This window comes from Lacibacter sp. H407 (assembly GCF_037892605.1).
GTDB lineage: Bacteria > Bacteroidota > Bacteroidia > Chitinophagales > Chitinophagaceae > Lacibacter.
In genome coordinates this window covers 1996489-2017020 of the sequence record NZ_JBBKTU010000001.1, presented here as the reverse complement: position 1 = coordinate 2017020, position 20532 = coordinate 1996489, and the positions used below count along the sequence as shown (strand labels likewise).

20 protein-coding genes are annotated in these 20532 nt (G+C 41.0%); 9 read left to right on the top strand and 11 right to left on the bottom strand.

Annotated features, from left to right (window positions below):
* The first annotated feature begins 10 nt into the window (after positions 1 to 10).
* Both WG989_RS08770 and WG989_RS08765 read left to right on the top strand, forming a co-directional pair.
* Complete coding sequence (locus WG989_RS08770) at positions 11 to 1018, top strand: pseudouridine synthase (protein ID WP_340428747.1); 1008 nt, start codon at positions 11 to 13, stop codon at positions 1016 to 1018.
* Positions 993 to 1730 (top strand): RluA family pseudouridine synthase, encoded by a 738-nt coding sequence (locus WG989_RS08765; protein WP_340428745.1) that lies wholly within the window; start codon positions 993 to 995, stop codon positions 1728 to 1730. Before WG989_RS08770 ends, WG989_RS08765 begins: the two co-directional genes overlap by 26 nt.
* Before the next feature lie 118 nt (positions 1731 to 1848).
* On the opposite strand, the gene WG989_RS08760 is transcribed toward WG989_RS08765, so the two are convergent.
* Together WG989_RS08760 and dinB are read right to left on the bottom strand one after the other, a co-directional pair.
* A complete protein-coding gene (locus WG989_RS08760) occupies positions 1849 to 2484 on the bottom strand; it encodes a peroxiredoxin (protein ID WP_340428743.1) in 636 nt (211 codons plus the stop codon).
* Between the two features lie 106 nt (positions 2485 to 2590).
* The gene (dinB, locus tag WG989_RS08755) at positions 2591 to 3799 is read right to left on the bottom strand and encodes a DNA polymerase IV (protein ID WP_340428742.1); all 1209 of its coding nucleotides are present in this window, start codon (positions 3797 to 3799) and stop codon (positions 2591 to 2593) included.
* Between the two features lie 45 nt (positions 3800 to 3844).
* On the opposite strand from dinB, the gene WG989_RS08750 reads away from it, so the two are divergent.
* Together WG989_RS08750 and WG989_RS08745 are read left to right on the top strand one after the other, a co-directional pair.
* Positions 3845 to 4474: a hypothetical protein gene (locus WG989_RS08750; RefSeq protein WP_340428741.1), complete on the top strand. Its 630-nt coding sequence runs from the start codon at positions 3845 to 3847 to the stop codon at positions 4472 to 4474.
* A gap of 111 nt (positions 4475 to 4585) precedes the next feature.
* Entirely contained in the window at positions 4586 to 5062 is a 477-nt protein-coding gene (locus WG989_RS08745) for a hypothetical protein (protein ID WP_340428740.1), read from the top strand.
* A 68-nt stretch (positions 5063 to 5130) separates the two neighbouring features.
* Here WG989_RS08745 and WG989_RS08740 read toward each other — a convergent pair whose 3' ends face one another.
* The 3 genes from WG989_RS08740 to WG989_RS08730 all read right to left on the bottom strand — a co-directional run bounded on the left by WG989_RS08740 (position 5131) and on the right by WG989_RS08730 (position 11044).
* Positions 5131 to 6198, bottom strand: a complete 1068-nt coding sequence (locus WG989_RS08740; protein WP_340428739.1) for a hypothetical protein — start codon at positions 6196 to 6198, stop codon at positions 5131 to 5133.
* Positions 6199 to 6509: 311 nt separating this feature from the next.
* Positions 6510 to 9062: a CHAT domain-containing protein gene (locus tag WG989_RS08735; RefSeq protein WP_340428738.1), complete on the bottom strand. Its 2553-nt coding sequence runs from the start codon at positions 9060 to 9062 to the stop codon at positions 6510 to 6512.
* A 47-nt stretch (positions 9063 to 9109) separates the two neighbouring features.
* Complete coding sequence (locus tag WG989_RS08730) at positions 9110 to 11044, bottom strand: PKD domain-containing protein (RefSeq protein ID WP_340428737.1); 1935 nt, start codon at positions 11042 to 11044, stop codon at positions 9110 to 9112.
* An 88-nt stretch (positions 11045 to 11132) separates the two neighbouring features.
* On the opposite strand from WG989_RS08730, the gene WG989_RS08725 reads away from it, so the two are divergent.
* Together WG989_RS08725 and WG989_RS08720 are read left to right on the top strand one after the other, a co-directional pair.
* Positions 11133 to 11702 (top strand): RNA polymerase sigma factor, encoded by a 570-nt coding sequence (locus WG989_RS08725; RefSeq protein WP_340428736.1) that lies wholly within the window; start codon positions 11133 to 11135, stop codon positions 11700 to 11702.
* Complete coding sequence (locus WG989_RS08720; RefSeq protein WP_340428734.1) at positions 11699 to 12415, top strand: hypothetical protein; 717 nt, start codon at positions 11699 to 11701, stop codon at positions 12413 to 12415. Before WG989_RS08725 ends, WG989_RS08720 begins: the two co-directional genes overlap by 4 nt.
* 179 nt (positions 12416 to 12594) lie before the next feature.
* Here WG989_RS08720 and WG989_RS08715 read toward each other — a convergent pair whose 3' ends face one another.
* From WG989_RS08715 to ffh, 4 genes are all read right to left on the bottom strand, one after another.
* A complete protein-coding gene (locus WG989_RS08715) occupies positions 12595 to 13404 on the bottom strand; it encodes an alpha/beta hydrolase (protein ID WP_340428733.1) in 810 nt (269 codons plus the stop codon).
* Positions 13405 to 13480: 76 nt separating this feature from the next.
* A complete protein-coding gene (gene rimM / locus WG989_RS08710) occupies positions 13481 to 13999 on the bottom strand; it encodes a ribosome maturation factor RimM (RefSeq protein WP_340428731.1) in 519 nt (172 codons plus the stop codon).
* 311 nt (positions 14000 to 14310) lie between these two features.
* Complete coding sequence (rpsP, locus tag WG989_RS08705; protein WP_340428729.1) at positions 14311 to 14787, bottom strand: 30S ribosomal protein S16; 477 nt, start codon at positions 14785 to 14787, stop codon at positions 14311 to 14313.
* A 102-nt stretch (positions 14788 to 14889) separates the two neighbouring features.
* Positions 14890 to 16218: a signal recognition particle protein gene (gene ffh, locus WG989_RS08700; protein ID WP_340428728.1), complete on the bottom strand. Its 1329-nt coding sequence runs from the start codon at positions 16216 to 16218 to the stop codon at positions 14890 to 14892.
* Positions 16219 to 16449: 231 nt separating this feature from the next.
* Here ffh and WG989_RS08695 point away from each other — a divergent pair, with 231 nt between their 5' ends.
* The 3 genes from WG989_RS08695 to WG989_RS08685 all read left to right on the top strand — a co-directional run bounded on the left by WG989_RS08695 (position 16450) and on the right by WG989_RS08685 (position 18383).
* Complete coding sequence (locus WG989_RS08695) at positions 16450 to 17331, top strand: glycosyltransferase family 2 protein (protein ID WP_340428726.1); 882 nt, start codon at positions 16450 to 16452, stop codon at positions 17329 to 17331.
* A 41-nt stretch (positions 17332 to 17372) separates the two neighbouring features.
* Positions 17373 to 17708, top strand: a complete 336-nt coding sequence (locus tag WG989_RS08690; protein ID WP_340428724.1) for a hypothetical protein — start codon at positions 17373 to 17375, stop codon at positions 17706 to 17708.
* Positions 17709 to 17828: 120 nt separating this feature from the next.
* The gene (locus tag WG989_RS08685) at positions 17829 to 18383 is read left to right on the top strand and encodes a thioredoxin domain-containing protein (protein WP_340428723.1); all 555 of its coding nucleotides are present in this window, start codon (positions 17829 to 17831) and stop codon (positions 18381 to 18383) included.
* Positions 18384 to 18438: 55 nt separating this feature from the next.
* Here WG989_RS08685 and WG989_RS08680 read toward each other — a convergent pair whose 3' ends face one another.
* Complete coding sequence (locus tag WG989_RS08680) at positions 18439 to 18810, bottom strand: hypothetical protein (protein WP_340428722.1); 372 nt, start codon at positions 18808 to 18810, stop codon at positions 18439 to 18441.
* Positions 18811 to 18851: 41 nt separating this feature from the next.
* Positions 18852 to 20513: an adenine deaminase gene (gene ade, locus WG989_RS08675; protein ID WP_340428720.1), complete on the bottom strand. Its 1662-nt coding sequence runs from the start codon at positions 20511 to 20513 to the stop codon at positions 18852 to 18854.
* Positions 20514 to 20532 lie beyond the last annotated feature (19 nt).

Genomic DNA, 20532 nt, shown 5'->3' with positions numbered 1-20532 from the left:
TTCAACAAACATGGCAAAAAGCAGCTTCGGCAATTTTCAAAGTCAGAAAACCAACGCACAAAAGAAAGAAGAGTTCCGTCAGGAAAAGAAAAAGGCAAGAACCGAAAAGAACGAATATTTTGCCAAAAAGAAAGCAGAAGAAAACAGCTATCGGGCACAGGACACACGCATAAAGAAAAAAGATGCACCTGCTGCTGCCAAAGCACAAACTCCCGCACAACCGGTTACATTCAAACGTGAAAATACAACTGGCGAAATGCCATTGAATAAATACCTCGCACATTGCGATGTATGCAGCCGTAGAGAAGCTGCCGAAGTGATCAAGAAAGGAACGGTTGTAGTAAACGGAACGGTGATCACCGAACCCGGTCATAAAGTAACTGATAAAGATGAGGTGAAAGTAAACGGCAAAAAGATCACTATTCAAAAAGAGCTGATCTATATTCTGCTCAATAAACCGAAAGATTATATTACTACATCAGAAGATCCGCAGGGAAGAAGAACCATTATGGATCTGATGAGAGGAGTGTCTACACAACGCATCTATCCGGTTGGCCGTTTAGACAGAAATACAACTGGTGTAATTTTATTGACCAATGATGGCGAACTCACCCAAAAACTATCGCACCCAAGCTACCAGGTAAAGAAAGTGTACGAGGTAACATTGGACAAAAATCTGGAGAAACGTGATTTTGAAAAATTATTAAGTGGTGTTACACTGGAAGATGGATTTATTGCGCCGGATGCTCTAGGCTATGCTGATCCAAAAAATAAAAAAATAATTGGTATTGAAATTCATAGTGGACGTAACCGCATCGTACGCCGTATGTTTGAATCGCTTGGTTATGATGTGAAGGGACTGGATCGTGTTCTGTTCGGCAATCTTACAAAGAAAAATGTGGACCGTGGCAAATGGCGCTACCTCAACGAAAAAGAAGTGCGTTTGCTGAAGTTCCTCAATAAGTCGTTTGTAAAAAAGAAAGAAGAAAAAAATGGCAAGAACAGAGATGAAGAATAAAGTGGAGATCATTGCCGAAACGGATCATTGGATCGCACTGAACAAACCATCGGGTTTATTGTCGATACCTGATCGTATGCAAAGCGAACCATCGTTGAAAGATTGGTTGAATGAAAAATACGGGAAAGTATGGATCGTTCACCGGTTAGATAAATTCACAAGCGGTTTGATCGTATTTGCAAAAGATGAAGAAACGCATAAACTTCTCTCGAAGCAATTTGAAGACCGTACGGTTGAAAAATTTTATCTGGGATTGGTGAATGGCATTTTAATGAATAAGGAAGGAAGTGTGGATGCGCCTATTATGGAACACTCTGTAAAAAAAGGCACCTACGTTATCAATACAAAAGGCAAAGCTTCGCTTACCGATTACAAAGTATTGGAAGAACATGGACAATACTCCTGGCTGCAGTTTCAAATTCATACCGGGCGTACGCACCAGATACGTGTACACATGAAACATATCGGTCATCCAATTGTGTGCGATGATGTATATGGAAGTATTGCACCCATTTTACTTTCTTCCATCAAACGGAAAAAATTCAAATTAGCAAAAGCAGAAGATGAAGAGCGACCGTTGCTCAACCGCCTTGCTTTACATGCGTGGAAGCTTTCGTTTGGAGATACCAATGGCACAAGGGTTGAATTAGAAGCGCCGGTATCAAAAGATCTGAAAGCCTTGTTGCAACAATTTGAGAAATGGATCAAATAAAGCTGTAAGCTACTCGCTGCAAACAAATACTACGCACGAAGAAATCAATAAGAAAAGCCCCTGATAAATCAGGGGCTTTCTATTGCAAAAATCAGATTCGATTAACCAATTCTTAAACTTACTTATTGGGTTGCGGAGTATAACGTAAATAAGGTTTGATCACTTTTACGCCCTTGGGGAATTTTTCGATCGCTGCTTCTGTGCTTACTGCAGGTACGACAATTACATCTTCTCCTTCTTTCCAATCGGCTGGTGTTGCTACACTGTAATTTGCTGTTAACTGCAATGAATCAATTACACGCAACACTTCATAAAAATTACGGCCTGTTGAAGCAGGGTATGTAATAAACAGTTTTACTTTTTTATCGGGACCAATGATGAACAATGAACGAACGGTAAATGTTTCCGATGCATTGGGATGAATCATATCATACAAATTCGCCACCTTCCTGTCTTCATCAGCAATGATCGGGAATTCAACACTTGTGTTTTGTGTTTCATTGATATCGCTGATCCAGCCTTTGTGACGATCCAGTCCATCTACACTTAACGCCAATACTTTTACATTACGTTTTTCAAACTCACTTTTCAGCAAAGCTGTTTTTCCCAGCTCGGTTGTACATACAGGTGTATAATCTGCAGGATGCGAAAACAAAACACCCCAGCCATCACCTAAGTAGTCATACAGATCTATATCACCAATGCTTGTTTTTGCCTGAAAATTCGGCGCTACATCACCTAAACGTAAACTCATAAAACAGAATTAAAAAAGTGAACAATAAAATTTGAGTGACAAATATAACATTTCCCTACTTATCAGATAGACTTAATAGGCAAAAATTTTACCCCACGAACATCAGTTAGGAAACACCGGGCAATTCATTGTCTTCTGCTTTGCGTTTGGCATTGCGACCTTTTGTTAGTAACGCTTTCCCGAAACGTTCTTTTACCTGATCAATGGCTTTGTATAGTTCATTTTTTTTCTGCACATCCTGGAATAGATTTGTTTGCGAAGCTTCGTCGGTTAACTCACTTAACTTAACCCCTAGCAAACGTACCGGTTGTCCTTTTTTATAGAGTTGATGAAATAACTGCTTTGCATTGTAGATCAGTTCATCATCATAAAACGTATACGGAATAGAGGCCTGGCGTTGTTGTGTTTCAAAATTGGGGTAACGGATCTTTACGGATACACAACCCGCCATTTTATTTTCCTGCCGCAGTTCATGTGCAATTTTTTCTGTTAAGCGAACGATCTCAGCTTCAAGAAACGGCAGATCGTTTCTGTTTTCATGAAACGTATTTTCGCTGGAAATCGATTTTGATTCATGATACGCATTTACTTCACTACTGCTGATGCCCTGCGAACGCAGCCACAGATCCCGCCCATGCTTGCCCAACTGTTGTTCCAGCATCACCGGATTTACATTTTGCAGATCGCCAATTGTTTCAATACCCAGATCCAGTAATGTGTGATAGGCCTTCTCTCCTATTCCCGGAATTTTATTCACACGAAGCGGCGCTAAAAATTCTTTTTCCTTTCCATATTCAACAACAATATAATTGTTGGGCTTTGCCAGATCGGTTCCAATTTTTGCAACGAGTTTATTGGACGCCATCGCAAACGAGATGGGCAATTGTGTGGTATCAATGATTTCCTGTCGAAGATCAACTGTCCATTTCACCGGATCAAAGAACCGATCCATACCTGTAAGATCAATATAAAACTCATCGATCGATGCTTTTTGAAACAGTGGTGCTTTTGCTGCAATAATATCGGTAACCCAACGTGAATAGCGACTGTAATCGCCACGTGTACCCTGCGTAACAATTGCATGCGGACAAAGTTTCATCGCCTGCGCCATCGGCATACCGCTGTGCACACCAAATGCACGTGTTTCATAACTGCAAGTACTCACTACGCCTCTTTCCTTTGTACCGCCAACGATCACAGGTTTGCCGATGAGTGAAGGATCGTTCAATCGCTCAACTGATACAAAGAATGTATCAAGATCGAAATGTGCTATGATACGTTTATGTGCCAATTCTACACGGTTATGAAACAGCAAGATACGACATTGAAAAAAAGGTTATTTTGCAACAAATAGTATCTCATGAAATTGTTGAAAATCACACCCTTATTTCTTTTACTCATCACTCTAATCAGTTCGTGTACAAAAGAAAAATCAATTGATACGAATGGCACTACGCCAACTTCCGGCACCGGCGCTGATATACGTGGAGATTGGCGGCTTATTTCGATTGCCGGCTCTTCGAATGTAAAAGACAGTTTTGATTTAGGAGGAATGAAATATGTTGGCATAAGCCTTTACAGCTATACATCAAAAACTGCATCGGGAACATATACAATTACTGCAACTGAATTTATTGGTAAAAACATAACGTATAGTGTAGATGGCAAACTCGTAATGGATGTTTATCTGGATGGGCAGTTGCTGAATCATATTGATACAATCACTACTGCTGTAGTACCGATTACAAATTCAAGTGCCCCTTATACAAAACAAGGATCCGATTCACTTTATTTTACAAGCGGAGGTGTTATTAGTGTGCAGGGTAGCCCTACTAATGCAGTTGTTCCGGGTGGTCTGAAATACAAACTTGAAGGCAACAAGCTTACGCTGACGATGAAGCAGACACAGAATGAAACGATTGTTGAAAACGGAGTATCCATCATTCGAAAACTAAATGCCAGTGCCACTATTGTACTTCAAAAACAATAAATCATTTTCCTGATTCGATGATCAAAGGCCACTTTAAAGAGTGGTCTTTTCTTTTTTGCCTGTTTTAAACAGAGGGTTTGCAATTCAGAAATGAACCCATAATTTTAGTTCATGAACCTCGATTGGCTGAAAAGCGGCATTGCACCTTTAGATAACCTCATCTCCTTTCTGCACAAGCAATCAAAAACAAATGATGTGCTGAAGAAGCAGGTGTTGATGGAACTGCGCAACAATCTCAACATTTTTAAAAATGCGTTTCTCAATGAAGTATCGCCCGATACCATCATTGATCTGCTGAGCAATGATGCCATTCAGGAAGCAGTAAAAGATAATTTCGCTTTCAAGAAACTGAAGGCAGGTGGTATTGAGCCCTACCATGTTTACGACGACCGAAATAAAAAATATATTGGCTGGACGGCAGAGCGATTGATCGATAAAATTGATGAAAAGATCGTGGAGCTGAAGTTGCTAAAAAAAATGAATAACGGTTCTGTTGCCCAACTGAAAAACAATGTACCGTTGATGATCAGTAATCTCTATTTCAGAATGAAATTGTTGGTTGACTTTATCAGAAGTGATTTTAAATAAAGAAGTCCCCCATTGCTGAGGGACTTTGTTTCATAGTACAGATGTTTTCGACGGATGAACAACGGACCTTACTTAGTATTCAATTGTTGTATCAGAGAAAGCAACTGGGCTTCGGTTACTTCGGTGAGGTTAAATGTTACACCATAATATGTTTTACCACTTGCAGGCGCACCTACTGTTACATCCTGCATCTCAGCATAAATTTTATTGTCTTTAAAAGTGATGGCAAGGAATGTACCTTCAATACCGATCGGGAAACTGTTCTGGTAACTTAACAATCCTTCTTTACCTGCTGGTGCATTCACGATCTTGTTATACAATTTCACCAGTGTGTTTTGTTGTTTCACTTTAAAGAAGAGCATGCTTGGTTCACCACCCATATAGCTTGTACTTGTTGCAGAGTTCCACTGGTTGCTGAAATAACCAAGCACTGTTGTTTTCGGACGTGGGTCACCCATCAACGCATCACAGTTGCGCCATACACCAAGACTATCAAGGTTGAAAGTAGATGTACCATTGTTATTATTCACCGCAAAGCTTCCATTCTGTACCCAGTTGATGCCACGTGGCACATAACCGGTTTGTGAAAGTGTTACGGGAAGATTTTCATGATCGTTACCATTGATCGAATAAGTAACAGCACTATCGCCACTCCACATAGGAACTTCACGTAAGAACTGTCCGTTAGCCCCAGCTTTTGGTGCAGCAGGCACTACTACCTGCGCAGGTGCATTCAATTGTAATTCATCAGCACCTTGATTTGCTTTTACTGTCATCTCACCATAAGAGACCAGCATTTGTCCACCTGCTTCTGTTGGTCTGTTACCTAACAGCATATCGCTTGCCTGGTGAATATCTTTTACCTGTACAGTTACACTTCCGGTCACAATTTGTCCGTTTGATTTTTTAAATGCATTTGCGGGGAAGTTGATCTTTGTGCCTTTGCTGGTTAATAACATGCCACCTGTTGATGCATCGATCGTAAACGCTTCATACTTTGGTGCGTTGGCATCGAAGAAGGTTTTTACTTTTTGTTCGAATACGTGTGGCAGTACCATTGTTTTATTTTCTTTTTTACAAGCAGTAAAACTGATAGCTGCTGCAATGGCGATAGTTGAGAAGATTGACTGTTTCATAATAAGAAGTTTTAATTGTTTTTGTTTGTTGTTTGCAGGTATATCCGCAGCAGTGAAAGATTGTTACCCAGTTTGGGAAATAAATTTTCAATTTTTTTCTAACTCGCTGATTTCAAGAAGATTGGAGGAGGAATATTTTTGGGTAACAGGCTGTCGGATTTCTATGGAGCTGTTGTTGCGTCGCTCACTTGTACACCTGATCTTCCATGTATCATTCAAAAACAGGTATCACTAAGTGCACAAAGGAAGCACGGAGTACACAAAGCTTTGTACTTTTTGTGAAACCCTCTGTGTTCGTTGTGCTACAAAAACTATTGCTTCAACTTTCGGAACAAATGAAAACCAATTGGAAATATTAACAGGAGCACCAACCAATACCAATTGAAAGAAGATGTTTGCAATTCGATCTGCTGGTCAACTCCTATATAACTGAAGCCGGCCCATAGTAAAGGATCTTTCTGCGCAAGATTCGTTGTGTTATGCAGGTATTGTTTTCTTGCTTCATACAAAGCTGTAACAGGTGAATGTTGTTGTTGCAATGAAGAATAAAATGAGTGAATAAATACCGGCGCAACCGCATCATCCACTTTCCATCTGCTTGCAACAACAGCCTTCACTCCTTTGCTGATAAAAGTCCTTCCAATACTTGCAACGCCTTCCCCATCCTGCAATGAACCGGCAGCCGTTTCGCAGGCAGTCAATACTACCAAGGGTGAAGCTGTAACAATATATTGCAACTGTCCCAGGTAAAACTTCTGCTTTAAAACAAGATATGGTTGTTGAGCACTGTCTGCCACCGCATGCGAGGCGATATGCAAAACAGAAGATGATTGAATTGATTGCGTAAATGCAGCTTCAGTTGTTGATGTTGCAGCAGTTACTGTTGCTTTGTATTCTTTTTGCAATTGCTTTGCTTCTAAAACCGAATTAGGCAAAGCTGTAAATCCAGCATGTTGCTGTGAAAAAGTGTAAACTGTAACAGGCGATTTTTGCTTATTGTCTTTAGTTGTTTGTACATACTGCAGAAATGAATATACATAGCTTACTGCATTTGCTTCACCAAGAAATTGTTGTTTTCCATCAACACTTAATGCCTCAAAAGGCAAACGATGTAATATTGCGTCAGCAGAAACGATCAACGGTTGATTACCTGTTTCAAAAGGCAGCAACTGTTTTAGCAGTTGATTTGATGTTGTAAAATAAGCAGCCGGGTTATTGGCAAATGCAGATGAACCGTATGAAAAATAGACCTGCATAAATGAATCCACCTGTTGCACCATTGAAGCTGCAGAAATTGTTGCACTTTGTATTTTTCCATTTGCTGCAAACAGCACATGGAAAAAATCTCCAGATAAACTATAACTCACAAACGAACTGGTGGATGTTACCTCTCTTAGCTTCTTCTGAAAAACTTCAAACGATGGTAGTTCCAGTAATTGTGCAAACCTGTTTTCCTGCAACCCCAATTCAAGCTCCTGCTGACGTATCCGTTCGCTGATCTGCGATTTGATTGTTACATCTTTTGCCTCTGCTAATAATAAGTAATCGTTACGCAACTCAGCAAATAGTTGTTGACGGTTGTTTTGCGTGCTATCCTGTTGCCATTGCCTGCTGCGGTTTTGCTCGTTCAGCAACTTTCTTCCCTTCGATAACTCCATTAACCACAATTGCTGTTCAAGCAGGAGAATGTTTTTTGTTTGCTGATAACGTTCCTGGAAAAATGCAATCGCTTTTTCATGCATTGCATCATTGTTTATACTACTCTGCAAACTGTTTGCTGATGAACTGATCAATTGGTTGCAGTAATAATCATTGGCAATTGCAGCCTGGTAATAATACAAACTACTGTCGGGTTGCAGTTGTTTGAACGAACGGGCAAGTCCCTCATACAAAGCAGTGACCGTATGATCAGGAAAGAAGCCCTTGTTGTCGATGGAGAAAAATTGTAACCCTTCTTTAAAATTGCGTGTACTGCTATCGGTTTGGTTTAACTGCAGGAATAAGTTTCCTTTTTCCGCTTTCAATTTAGCTTTATCCCGTTGCCTGCTGTCGGGATAAGTTTGTTCTAATATTTTTTCTGCATTCTGCAATTTCAATACGGCTGCTTTCCATTGCTTTTGATCGGCCAGAAGCTTTGCAGATAATTGCAATGCACTCACTATCCAGGAAGCATCGGCATCTGCAGCATCAGCTGATTTATAAAAGGAAATTGCTTTTTGATTGTAGTAAGATGAACTGTCTTTATCGCCTGCTGCATAAAATGCATCGGCTTTTACATTGTACAATAAACCGGTGATGGTCTTTTGAAATGAAACATATTGCAATCCGTTGTTGCACTGTTCCTGTGTAGCTGTATAATTTCCTAACCAGAAATAACTGATCGCAAGGTTGCTATATAAAGATGGAAGCAGTTCGTATTTATTTCCTGTAGTTGCCTGTTGTATGGCCGTTTGCTGCAATGCCACTGCTTTATCATAATCACCCAGCCGAACATAATTGTTGCCAAGCGGCTTAACAATGTATTCTTCCTGTTCGTAGGAAATATTTTGTTTTTGTTGATAGTTCAATCCTTTTTCATACCAACGTGTACTTGCTTGTATTTGTCCCTGCTGTAGTAAATGATAAGCGATATTTAAGACAAAATCGAGATAAGCAATTCGCTCTTCTTTCAACTTTGGTTTGCGCCACAAGGTTTGTTCAAGAGAATCTGCTTTGTTGGAAAGATAGAATGGCTGTTCATCTGTAAGATCATACAGCTTTTCAAGATACGCCTGCAACAGATCCTTGGGTTGATATACTTCTACCCATCTTGCTTTTTGAGAAGGCTTTTCATCACCCGAAAAAAATAAGAAAAGAAATACCAAGCTGCACGGAATGAGCAGTTGATTAATGGATCGTCGATATGATTTTCTTACAGTCGCCAGGATGCATAAAAATAGAGATAAGATCGGTTTGTTCCGCCATAATAAAAACGGGTGCCTATCTGCGGACCAAGACGCACTTTGCCAAACTGCACATCAACAAAGGGAAGAAACTGCGCATTGGAGAATGTTTTTATCGAAGCATTTCTTTTCAGATCGTACGGGAAGTTCACCTGTCCATTGAAATTGCTTAACAGATAAGTGCGGCTTGTATCAATTGAACCTGCAAAGTCTGCATCAACACGAACACCTGCACCAGCCGACAACAGATCGTTGAAATTATAACGCAGATGCAGCGGCACTAAACCGATACGAGTGATACGTGATTGCATTTGCTCTCGGTAACCACGGTAATCATAATTCTTTCCATCGATCACAACCACACCTTGTCGTTGAAATGTTTGCTGAGCCGAAGTGGTTTGATAATATTTCCCGAATAACTCAAACTGGAAATAAGGTTTGTAAGGTGCAAGCCTGGCAATACCTACACCAACATTTACACCATCACTCAAACCATTAGCACCGAGGTTCATTTCATAACCCGCCATTATAATTGGTGAAAGTGCAGGTTTGAATTTTCCTGTAGCGAAATTGGTAATTACGGGTTCATTCTTATCAAAATAAATAGCTGTTCTTCCTTTAAACGGAAGGTTATCTAATTTCTTTTTTGTTTTTACATCAAACTCCACAAAACCTTTGGTGCTGTCTTTATCATTCACACCTTTTTGATTGGTGCCCGGTAAATAGATACCGTTGAAGATAAATGCCGCACTGTCTTTATTGGTGACCAACTCCCAACAACCCGTTCTTGTGGGCACACTATCGCAGGGTAAACAATAAGGCGACATGTCTTTGATGCTGATCGTTTGTGGGTCCATTGCAGAAGGAAGTGTGATAGCCAGTTTAATTTTTCGTGCCGGACCTTCACCATCATTCTGGAAACGGATCTTATAACTGAGCGATTTACTTTTCTTGAGCGTGCGGTAATTCAATCGACCATGTTTCAGATTCATCTTGTTGGGATCATGCGACGTAACAATAGGAATGTTTAGCTGGTGCATGTACACGCCACCGGTATCAGGCACAAATAAACCGGTAATGATGATGGTGGCATTTGTATCCTTGATCATACCCGGTGTTACATATAAATTCGTGAACATGAACTGTGCATCCGTAGTTGCCTGTTTTATATCCACTGCAAATACATTGCTGTATCCTTTCAATGTATTCATCAAAAACGTTTTGCTTTCTGCACCGCTGAACTTTTTTTCTTCTTTAAAATTTGATGCAGGACTACCACTACTTGTGAGTAACAGATTGTCAAACGGACGAACAGCAGCAATTGCATTCTTATCGTTGATCAAGGCAGCATCGTTGTACAAACGAAACCCTGCTGTATCAAAACTGTTTTGTCCGAATTGTTTTTCGTTGATGAAGAGATACACTTTGCCATTTACTGCCACATCGTTTTTCCAGCCGGCCATCAAAACCATTGTATCGTCGGGCTTGGCCATGCAGTTATACTTCAGTTCAAAAAAACCGTTTGCCTTAAAGAAATTCTGTTCCGATGGCGATATTGTTGCGAGATAGGATTTGTTCACTTGCTTCACCGCTACCTTTTTTGGTTTACGGCCGGGCTTCTTGCCATCATCATAATTATTCACTGCATATAAAACTGCTTCGTAATCTCCTTCTCTTGCATAAATGTGTTCCGGATTTTCTTCAGTGCTGAAATGCCCATCGCCAAAATCCCATAAATAAGTATAGAAAGGTTTAGGAGCGCCGGGTATTTGCGTTAACGGCGGCAGGCCCGCTTTAAAAGCCACCTTGTTTTCTTTCTGCTGAACCACAACCGAGGTGTCGGTTTGTGCCGAAGCAGTAAAGCATGCAAACAGGAGGACAATATGGACGATTATTTTTTTCATGATGATACAGGTGTATATCAATAAGGCGAGGCATCTGTTACCCTAAATATAAAAATCTTATTTTTAACCAACTACTAAACCATTGCCCTTGCACGCCGACCAGAAATATATAACTGCTTTGCTCCATCACGATCAACGGCTCATCAGTGATATCTATCAACGATTTGCACCCAATATGAAGGCTTACCTGCTTTCCCGTGGCTGCAGTGAAGATGATGCCGGTGATGTGTTTCAGGAAGCATTGATTGACATTTATAAACTGGCGAACGACAAACAGTTTGTGCTTACCTGTCCGTTTGAAGCGTTTCTGTTATTACTCTGCAAACGCAAATTCATCAACAAAACGAAAAAAACTTCGCTCACTGTGGTAACAAACGGCGAGGAAGATGCATATGCTCATATACCGGGTGATGCCAACGCTGGTGCTTCCGAACATGTGGTGCAGGTAGAAAAAGAACAACTCGTTATGTTAGTGCTCGATGAAATGGGCAATTGCAAAGAAGTGATCTTAAAAAGTCTGCTGAAAAAACCGCAGGAAGAAATTGCAGAAGAGCTAGGTATGACGTATGCATACTACCGTAAACGGAAAAGTAATTGCATGGGTGAGTTGGCAGAACTGGTACGTAATCATTCACGGTTTAAAGAAATTGTATCATGACCTACACGTACTCTGATATTGATGCCTACCTCAACGGCGAACTGACTGCTGAAGAACAGCAACGGTTTGAAGAGGAACTCCGCAGCAACAAACAATTGCAGGAGCAGGTAAACGCATATCGTTTACTCAACAGTACGGTAGGCAAACATCAGCAAGCCGAACAAACACTACCGGAGCTGAAGCAAATTCTTGATCCGCTTACACATCAATACTTTAAAAGAGAAAAAGCAAAGGTGTTTACGATGAAGCGGACGATGTATATGCTGGCCGCTGCCGCTTCAGTTGTGTTGATCCTGATGCTTGCATTGCCGGGCACTTCACCGGATGGATACAGCATTGATAATATGCCCGGCGCCATTGTACGTGGTACAGAAGATGAAAAGGCAAAAGCCGCACAACTCTTCAATAATAAACAGTATGCAGAAGCTGCAATGGCTTTTACAAAATTAAAAGTAACTGCTCCCGCCGATGCAACGGTTGATTTTTACCTCGGCATCAGTCTGCTAAAAACAGAACAATATCCTGAGGCATTGCCTTTGTTTGAGACATTGGCAAACGGCACATCGGTTTATGCTGAAGATGCCAACTTCTTTGCTGCGTTGAGTGCGTATCATTTGCAACAGAATGACAAAGCAAAACAATATGCAGAGAAGGTGAAAGAAGGAAGCAGGTATTGGAAGAATGCCAAGGCGATCAAAAAGAAGTTGAAATAGTAAAAGTCACGATACACGGATTACTCAAACTGTCGTTATGCCGACGCAGGAGGCATCTCTCGAAAATCAAGTTGTGGTTATTTGATCGGGTTAACAGAATTTAAATATTTTACTTAAGTAGAGATTTCACCTTCGTCGAAATGACGACTCCCAAAATTGAATCATTTTCACAAGTAAGCTTACTTCACCTCTCCCAAAAACTCAAACGCATTCGCCACCGCCTGATGAAAAATGTTTCCATGCATTTTGTTGCCGATGAAATCAAACTTCAACGAAAGATTACTGCCTTTTACTTTTAATAGTTCATGTAATGCTTTTGCATCATCTTCCATGATCTTACCTTCTTTACCGACGGCGATGTATACTGTTGTTTTCCTTTTAAACGAAGTAAGTTTTGTTTTCAGCAGCGATTCTTTATCCCACCACAAACTAGGACTTACAATTACATATTGTGAAAACAAGTCCGGCTTTTTCAATAATACTTCAGTTGCCAGCAAACCGCCCAGCGATTGACCGATCAGCATATTGTGACCATTTGTTTTGAATGAACTATTGATGTACAGCTGTAATTCTTTTTCAAGAAAGCGGATAAACTTTTCGGAGCCGCCTGTTGTAGGAAAATCCATTTTATCTTTTTCAATAGTTGTAGGAAATGTAAAATCTCTTCGCCGATCAACATTGGCAACACCCACCACAATTGAGTTGGGCAATACATTCACCCATGGAAATGTATAGAATTGTACAAGCCCCGCCACATGAATAAAATCCTCGTCAGCAGAACCATCGAGTAGATAAATAACAGGATAGCTGGAATCGTTATTGTATCCTTCTGGCAAATAAATATTGAGTGTACGGTTTTCATTTAACTCAACTGAATGCAGTTGCCGGATAATGCCCAGTGGAAAAATTTTTTCTTCTGCTTTGATTTGAGCAACGGATGTTGTTGATGAATATAAAAGTGTGATAAAAAAGAAAAAGCGATTTAGCATTTGCTGATTGTGTAATTAATTTATGAGAGAGTTTAAAAATACAAGATGCCCGTACCTCTAACTTCGTATTTCGTACTTATCCTAAATACACTTCCAGCAATCCATCCGGCAATTCCACTACTACCTGTTTCTTTTTATGATTAATGCTGCGGATGGTTTCTTCGTGCAGCGGTATCAATACTTCTTTGCTTTCAATTTCCAATCTGCATAAGATCTGCAGCGGCTGTTCAATTACTTCCAATACATTGCCCAGTTCTTTGGTGCCATCGATCATCATATAACCGATCAATGAAATAGGTGCAGTTTTACCGGCTTGCTTGTGAAAATCTTCTTCCCGCAACCACACTTTTTTCGGCGACAGTTTTTTTGCTGCTTCTTTGGTGCTGATGCCATCAATGGCAATGTATACTTCCTCTTCGTTCTTGATCTTAGTGCCGGTAATGAAGTAAGGAAGAAATTTATCTTTCGCTTCTTCAATAAATAATACTTCCAATCCTTTGAGTGATGTCTTTTTACCCAAATTATGTTTGAGTACCACTTCTCCGTTTAATCCGAATGTGCCGAGTATTTGTCCAATGCTGAAGTATTGTTCCATAAGGCAAAGATATTGTTAAGTACTAAGTTAGAAGTAGGAAGTACGAGGTAAGAAAACCCCGGCAGCGGTCGCAACCCTGTCAGTAGTTAAGAATTGATGATTTGAAAATCAGACGTACAAGAGTGCGACGCAACAATTGCTCAATAGTAGCAATACAGCCCGGAAAATAATTTATTGCCACTAAGTCACAAAGGCGCTAAGTGGAGAAGCCCTTTGTGTTTCTTCCTGTCTTCGAGCCTTTGCGGCAAATCGATTGCATAAAAAAATCCCCCGCAAAAATGCGGGGGACTTTTATGAAGACTAATTTAAAATTATTCTCCTGCAGCCGGTGCTGGTGCTTCTGACTCGCCACCTTCCTGCCTTCTTGGGGCCATCGGACGACGTTGGTAGTTACCACCACTGCGCTGTTTGAAACGGCTACGGCGTGCTTCTTCTCTTTTCTTCGCTTCAGTTGCTTCGTGCTCAGTATGCCATGCCTGGAATTTTTCCATAGCAGTAGCCTGATCGAACAAATTGAGGCTTACACCACGTAACAAATGTTTCAGGTACAATACACCTTTGGTTGAAAGGATCTTGCGAACTGTATCAGTTGGCTGTGCTCCTTTTGTTAACCACTCCAAAGCTTTCTGACGATCGATCTGGATCACAGCAGGCTCTGTAACAGGATTGTAAGTACCAATTTTCTGAATGAATTTTCCATCTCTTGGGGCTCTTGCGTCGGCCACTACGATGAAATAGAAAGGTCTCTTTTTAGACCCGTGTCTTTGCAGTCGGATTTTAACTGGCATCGTAAATTAAAATTTAAATGCGTGAATAAATAAAGGTTAACTAAAATTAGAACAGCAAATGTACAGGCAAAAGTGCAAAATTCCAATCTCTTAACTTAAATTTTACCTTCTGCCCATTCCTGGCATCATGCGGCCACCCATGGGCATTTTGTTCATCATGCTCATCATCTGTTTCATTTGCTCAAACTGCTTCATAAATGCGTTTACTTCGGCAATATCTTTTCCGCTGCCCATTGCAATTCGCTTGCGGCGGCTTTGATCGATCAGGTCTGGGTTGCTGCGTTCCTGTGGTGTCATGGAATTGATGATCGCTTCCACACCTTTGAACGAATCATCACTGATGTCCACATCCTTCATGGCTTTGCCCATACCGGGAATCATGCCCATCAGGTCTTTCAGGTTACCCATTTTCTTGATCTGCTCCAGTTGTTGTTTGAAATCTTCAAAATCGAACTGGTTTTTGCGGATCTTCTTCTCCAGCTTTTTGGCCTGCTCTTCATCAAACTGCGCCTGTGCTTTTTCCACGAGTGAGGTAATATCACCCATGCCCAAAATACGCTGGGCCATACGATCGGGATAAAATACATCGAGCGTGTCCATCTTCTCTCCGCTGCTCACAAACTTAATTGGTTTGTTCACCGTGTATTTAATAGAGAGCGCCGCACCACCTCTGGTATCACCGTCAAGTTTGGTGAGCACAACACCTGTAAAGTTCAGTCGGTCGTTGAAAGCTTTGGCCGTGTTCACCGCATCCTGACCCGTCATACTATCTACGACAAACAGGATCTCGTTGGGATTAACAGCAGCTTTAATATCAGCCACTTCCTTCATCAACACTTCGTCGATCGCCAGGCGACCGGCCGTATCAATAATAACTACATTCTTGTTTTTTGCTTTTGCTTCTTTTAAAGCGTTCTGCACGATGGAAACGGCATCTTTGTTCTCCCGTTCGCTGTACACATCCACACCAATTTGCCCCGCCAACACCGTCAATTGATCAATGGCCGCCGGACGGTAAATATCAGCCGCCACCAGCAAAGGCGATTTTCCTTTCTGTGTTTTGAGGTAATTGGCAAGTTTTCCGCTGAAGGTGGTTTTACCACTACCCTGCAAACCAGCGATGAGAATCACCGCAGGCAAACCTTTCAGATCAAGCTCACTTTCGGTGCCGCCCATTAATTCCGTGAGCTCATCCTGCACAATCTTCACCATTTGCTGACCGGGGTTCACCGCCAGCAATACTTTGGCGCCTTGCGCTTTGTCCTTCACCGTATCGGTAAAGTCCTTGGCAATTTTATAGTTTACGTCGGCATCTACCAATGCACGGCGGATATCTTTTACGGTTGCCGCAATATTGAGATCAGTAATACGGCCTTCGCCTTTAATATTTTTAAACGCACTCTCTAAACGTTCACTTAAATTCTGAAACATAATTCACTTTATTTCGGGCAGCAAATGTACACCCATTCGCCTAAAGGCGGAAATGCGAAGATTTGGGTTCCGGCAGCAGAACTTTGGGCATCGTCTGTTGTGTCACTCACTTGTGCATTCTGTTTTCAAGGCATCAAGACCTCACCTCCCTTCCTCCTCTCCTTTAGAGAGGAGGCGGCACAGCTCATAGCTACCAAACATTCGAACGTCCAATTCAACTTCATAACATTCATGTACACATTTCGATCTTTTCAGGTAGATGCAGCCGCTTTATTAATTGACTTTGAGTCGGGCAAGCTTGGCGGAGTTTTCGTACCTCGTATTTCTTACTTCGTACTTACCATTATCTTTGCCCCCTTTAAATCGCTTTATCGCATGTTCAACAACAAAAAAGTAGTGGTGGTTTTGCCGGCTTACAATGCCGCAAAAACATTGGAGATCACGTACAACGAGATCCCGTTCGATATTGTGGATGAAGTGGTATTGGTAGATGATGCCAGTAAAGATGAGACCGTTGCCAAAGCAAAAGAACTCGGCATCAAACATATTGTGAGCCACGAAAACAACAAAGGCTACGGCGGTAATCAAAAAAGCTGTTACAAAAAAGCATTGGAGCTGGGCGGCGATATTGTGATCATGCTGCACCCCGATTATCAGTACACGCCACAACTCATCCATGCCATGACGAGTATTATTGGCAACGATGTGTATCCTGTGGTATTCGGCAGTCGCATTTTAGGAAACGGTGCATTGAAAGGTGGTATGCCCGTTTACAAATATATCGCCAACCGTTTTTTAACGCTTACTCAAAATATATTACTCGGTCAAAAGTTATCAGAATATCATACAGGCTACCGTGCATTTAGTAAAGAAGTGCTTGAAGCAGTAAAACTGGATGCCTGCGATGATGACTTTATTTTTGACAATGAAATGGTCTCACAGATCTTTTACAAAGGTTACCAGATCGGCGAAGTAACCTGCCCTACTAAATATTTTGAGGAAGCCAGCAGCATCAACTTCAGCCGCAGTATGAAGTATGGACTTGGTTGTTTGAAGGTGTCTGTGATCTATCGTCTTTGCAAATGGGGATTGATGAAGAGTAAATTGTACTAAGCTTGCATTTCAGCTGTAAGCTGTTTATCTTTAACCCGCAAGTGAAAAAAATCTATCCTATATTTTTTCTGTCTGTGTTCTTCCTGTTTCAATATGGGAAGATGATCGATTATATGGAATGCCGCATCACTGCAGTTATTGAATCAACAAAAGATTGTGGTTGTGATACCAAACTTCAACCCACAGCTAATGATCAGAATCCTGCACTTCCGTTTCATCAGCATCATTTAAAAAATTATACAGAAGAATTTTTTGATCATACATCGCTGCAAACGCCGGCGATCGTTACGAATTACAACCCCGTTTACATAAACATTACTGCACCGCAACAACTGAGCGGCCATTTGCAGAAAGTATTGCAACCACCCCGCTGCTGATCGTTTCTCCATTTATGATTTTCATTTTTGTTTCCTGTACGGGATCTGTTTGCTATTGCATTAAGGCAATTGCATGATCTGTAAGGGTTACATGTATTTCTTTCTTTTAAAACCATTTTTATGAAACGATTCATTCTTTTCATCAGCATACTTGTATGTGCAATATTCACTATTGCACAACCACTCAATCAAATAGTGAAAGACAGAAACGGCAACCCCATGTTGGTTGGTTGCTGTACAAAAGAAGCATTGATGCAGGAACCGTTTGCATCATGGTTTGTACCAACTTATACGAATTACAGGATCGATACTGTTGTTGCCAATAACATCAAAGAGCATATCAGTAACCGTGAGTTTGTAATTTTCCTCGGCACCTGGTGTGGCGACAGCAAACGTGAAGTTCCCCGTTTGTACAAAGTACTGGAGTATTGTGGTGTACAACCTGAACAGATCCGATTAATCATGGTGAGCAATCATGATACGGCTTACAAGCAAAGTCCAACACATGAAGAACAGGGACTGAATATTCTGCGGGTACCTACGCTGCTTGTGTTAGAGAATCGAGTTGAACTGAATCGTATTGTTGAATACCCGGTTGAAAGTTTAGAAAAGGATCTGCTCAAAATTTTACGCAGTAATGAGTATAAACATGCGTACTTACGAACATCAAAGTAAAAAAAAACAAAAAAGCCCTGCTGAGTTTCAGCAGGGCTTTTAACAAACATGAAGATTATTCATCTTTCATGTTGATAATTTTATCAACTACATACACGGAGTGTCCACGCCAGGGAATTGTACCCATGTATTCTTTATAATGCAGTTCAAATACTTTGCCGCTATTGAGCATCAGAATATTGGCAATGCTGTCGTTGGTTACGCTGAATTCAAATTCATAACTCGCCACGGTGCCGGGTGTACGGGAACGCAATCCCGATTGGATCAACTTGCCTTCGTATGTTTTAAAAACATAGCCTTTCTTCACCATGTAATTTAATTCCCCGGCTTTTACACCTTCACCAAACACATAATAATAACGCCAGAAAATAAAAATCCCGAGTACAAGAACAATGATCAATGAAAAGATGCCGAGAAACTTACGCATACAAAAGGTTTAGGTTACTAATATAATCAACTTCCATGTGATTAAACCAATTGAAAACGATCACCATCAAACAAGCCCATGTCGCTCAGTTTTAAATGTGGTATTACCAGCAAGCCCATGAACGAAAGTGTCATAAATGGTGCGGCCAAAGCAGAGCCCAGTTCCTTCGCTGCCATATCAATGTTACTATAAGCTTCGGCTACTTTATAACCATCATCTGCACTCATTAAACCGGCAACCGGTAATGACAGCAGTTGTTGGCTTGCTTCGTTTACAACACTTACTCCCCCTTTTGAACGAATAATCAAATTAACTGCATGGCAAATACTTTCAGCATCAACACCTACTGCAATAATATTATGACTGTCGTGTGCAACAGAAGAAGCAATGGCGCCTTTTTTTAATCCAAAGTTTTTAACGAAGCACTTTGCCACCGGTGAATTGTTGTAACGGTTTACCACTACCATGTAGAGAAAATCCTTTTCTGTATTTGCCTCGATGATCTCTTCTGCAACAGTAAAGGATGTAATGGGAACGATCAGTTTGTTGGTGATCAATTGTCCATCCATTGCTTCCACCACATACACCTGCTCAATATTTTCTGCATCGGCATTGCCAAATTTGTTGAGATGAAATTCAAATTCAGTGATTGTTTTTTCATCGCATTGAAAATTATTGATCACAGATGATGGTTTGCTGACGATGAGCGACTTCCCGTTCTCTGCAACCAATTCACCATTGATGAAAGTTTGTTGAACATGGAAGTTTTTCAAATCATCTACCACAATAAAATCAGCTGCATCAGCTTCACGTAACAATCCCACATCTAATTTATAATGTGCCACCGGAGTAACGCAGGCAGCCTTTAATACATTGAACACATTCAAACCTTTGTTGACCGCTCTGGCACAAAGCTGGTTAATATGTCCCTCCACCAAACTATCCGGATGTTTATCATCGCTGCAAAGCATGATCATATCGGGATACTCATCGATGAGTTCAGCCAGTGCTTCAAAATTCTTGGCTGCACTTCCTTCCCGGATAATGATCTTCATTCCATATTTCAACTTATCCAGTGCTTCTTCTTTGGTAAAACATTCATGGTCGGTACTTATTCCCGCAGCAATATATTTCTTCGCATCTTCACCTCTCAATCCCGGTGCATGTCCATCAACCGGCTTGCCCAATGCTTGTGCTGCAGCGATCTTTTGTATCACTTCTTCATCGCTAAACAACACGCCCGGGAAATTCATCATTTCACTCAGGTACTTGATCTCCTCTTTTTGCAGCAACGCTTTCACATCAGCTGCATTCAATACGGCGCCTGCCGTTTCAAAGCCAGTAGCCGGCACACAACTGGGTGCTCCGAAATTGAATTTAAAGGGAACCGTCTTGCCGTTTTCAATCATGTATTCTACGCCGGCCAAACCACATACATTCGCAATTTCATGTGGATCGCTAACAGTTGCTACTGTTCCGTGCACCACCGCCAGTTTTGCAAATTCAGACGGCACCAGCATCGAACTTTCAATATGCACATGGCTATCAATAAAGCCTGGCAGAAGGTATGGTTCTCCGGGCTTTTCACCTGGCTCAATTACCTCAATAGTCGAAATTTTGCCCGCTTCGATAGTAAGTTGTCCAAAGTTTATTTTGTTTGAGAAAAGATCAACGATATTGCCCGATACTTTAACAGCAGCCATAATTTACGCAATAGAAGGT

What these genes read in the sequence shown, in the direction of transcription:
- WG989_RS08770 (WP_340428747.1), top strand. Translation starts at nt 11, where the DNA reads ATGGCAAAAAGCAGCTTCGGCAATTTTCAAAGTCAGAAAACCAACGCA.
- WG989_RS08765 (WP_340428745.1), top strand. Translation starts at nt 993, where the DNA reads ATGGCAAGAACAGAGATGAAGAATAAAGTGGAGATCATTGCCGAAACG.
- WG989_RS08760 (WP_340428743.1), bottom strand. Translation starts at nt 2,484, where the DNA reads ATGAGTTTACGTTTAGGTGATGTAGCGCCGAATTTTCAGGCAAAAACA.
- WG989_RS08750 (WP_340428741.1), top strand. Translation starts at nt 3,845, where the DNA reads ATGAAATTGTTGAAAATCACACCCTTATTTCTTTTACTCATCACTCTA.
- WG989_RS08745 (WP_340428740.1), top strand. Translation starts at nt 4,586, where the DNA reads ATGAACCTCGATTGGCTGAAAAGCGGCATTGCACCTTTAGATAACCTC.
- WG989_RS08740 (WP_340428739.1), bottom strand. Translation starts at nt 6,198, where the DNA reads ATGAAACAGTCAATCTTCTCAACTATCGCCATTGCAGCAGCTATCAGT.
- WG989_RS08730 (WP_340428737.1), bottom strand. Translation starts at nt 11,044, where the DNA reads ATGAAAAAAATAATCGTCCATATTGTCCTCCTGTTTGCATGCTTTACT.
- WG989_RS08720 (WP_340428734.1), top strand. Translation starts at nt 11,699, where the DNA reads ATGACCTACACGTACTCTGATATTGATGCCTACCTCAACGGCGAACTG.
- WG989_RS08715 (WP_340428733.1), bottom strand. Translation starts at nt 13,404, where the DNA reads ATGCTAAATCGCTTTTTCTTTTTTATCACACTTTTATATTCATCAACA.
- rimM (WP_340428731.1), bottom strand. Translation starts at nt 13,999, where the DNA reads ATGGAACAATACTTCAGCATTGGACAAATACTCGGCACATTCGGATTA.
- rpsP (WP_340428729.1), bottom strand. Translation starts at nt 14,787, where the DNA reads ATGCCAGTTAAAATCCGACTGCAAAGACACGGGTCTAAAAAGAGACCT.
- ffh (WP_340428728.1), bottom strand. Translation starts at nt 16,218, where the DNA reads ATGTTTCAGAATTTAAGTGAACGTTTAGAGAGTGCGTTTAAAAATATT.
- WG989_RS08695 (WP_340428726.1), top strand. Translation starts at nt 16,450, where the DNA reads ATGTACACATTTCGATCTTTTCAGGTAGATGCAGCCGCTTTATTAATT.
- WG989_RS08685 (WP_340428723.1), top strand. Translation starts at nt 17,829, where the DNA reads ATGAAACGATTCATTCTTTTCATCAGCATACTTGTATGTGCAATATTC.
- WG989_RS08680 (WP_340428722.1), bottom strand. Translation starts at nt 18,810, where the DNA reads ATGCGTAAGTTTCTCGGCATCTTTTCATTGATCATTGTTCTTGTACTC.
- ade (WP_340428720.1), bottom strand. Translation starts at nt 20,513, where the DNA reads ATGGCTGCTGTTAAAGTATCGGGCAATATCGTTGATCTTTTCTCAAAC.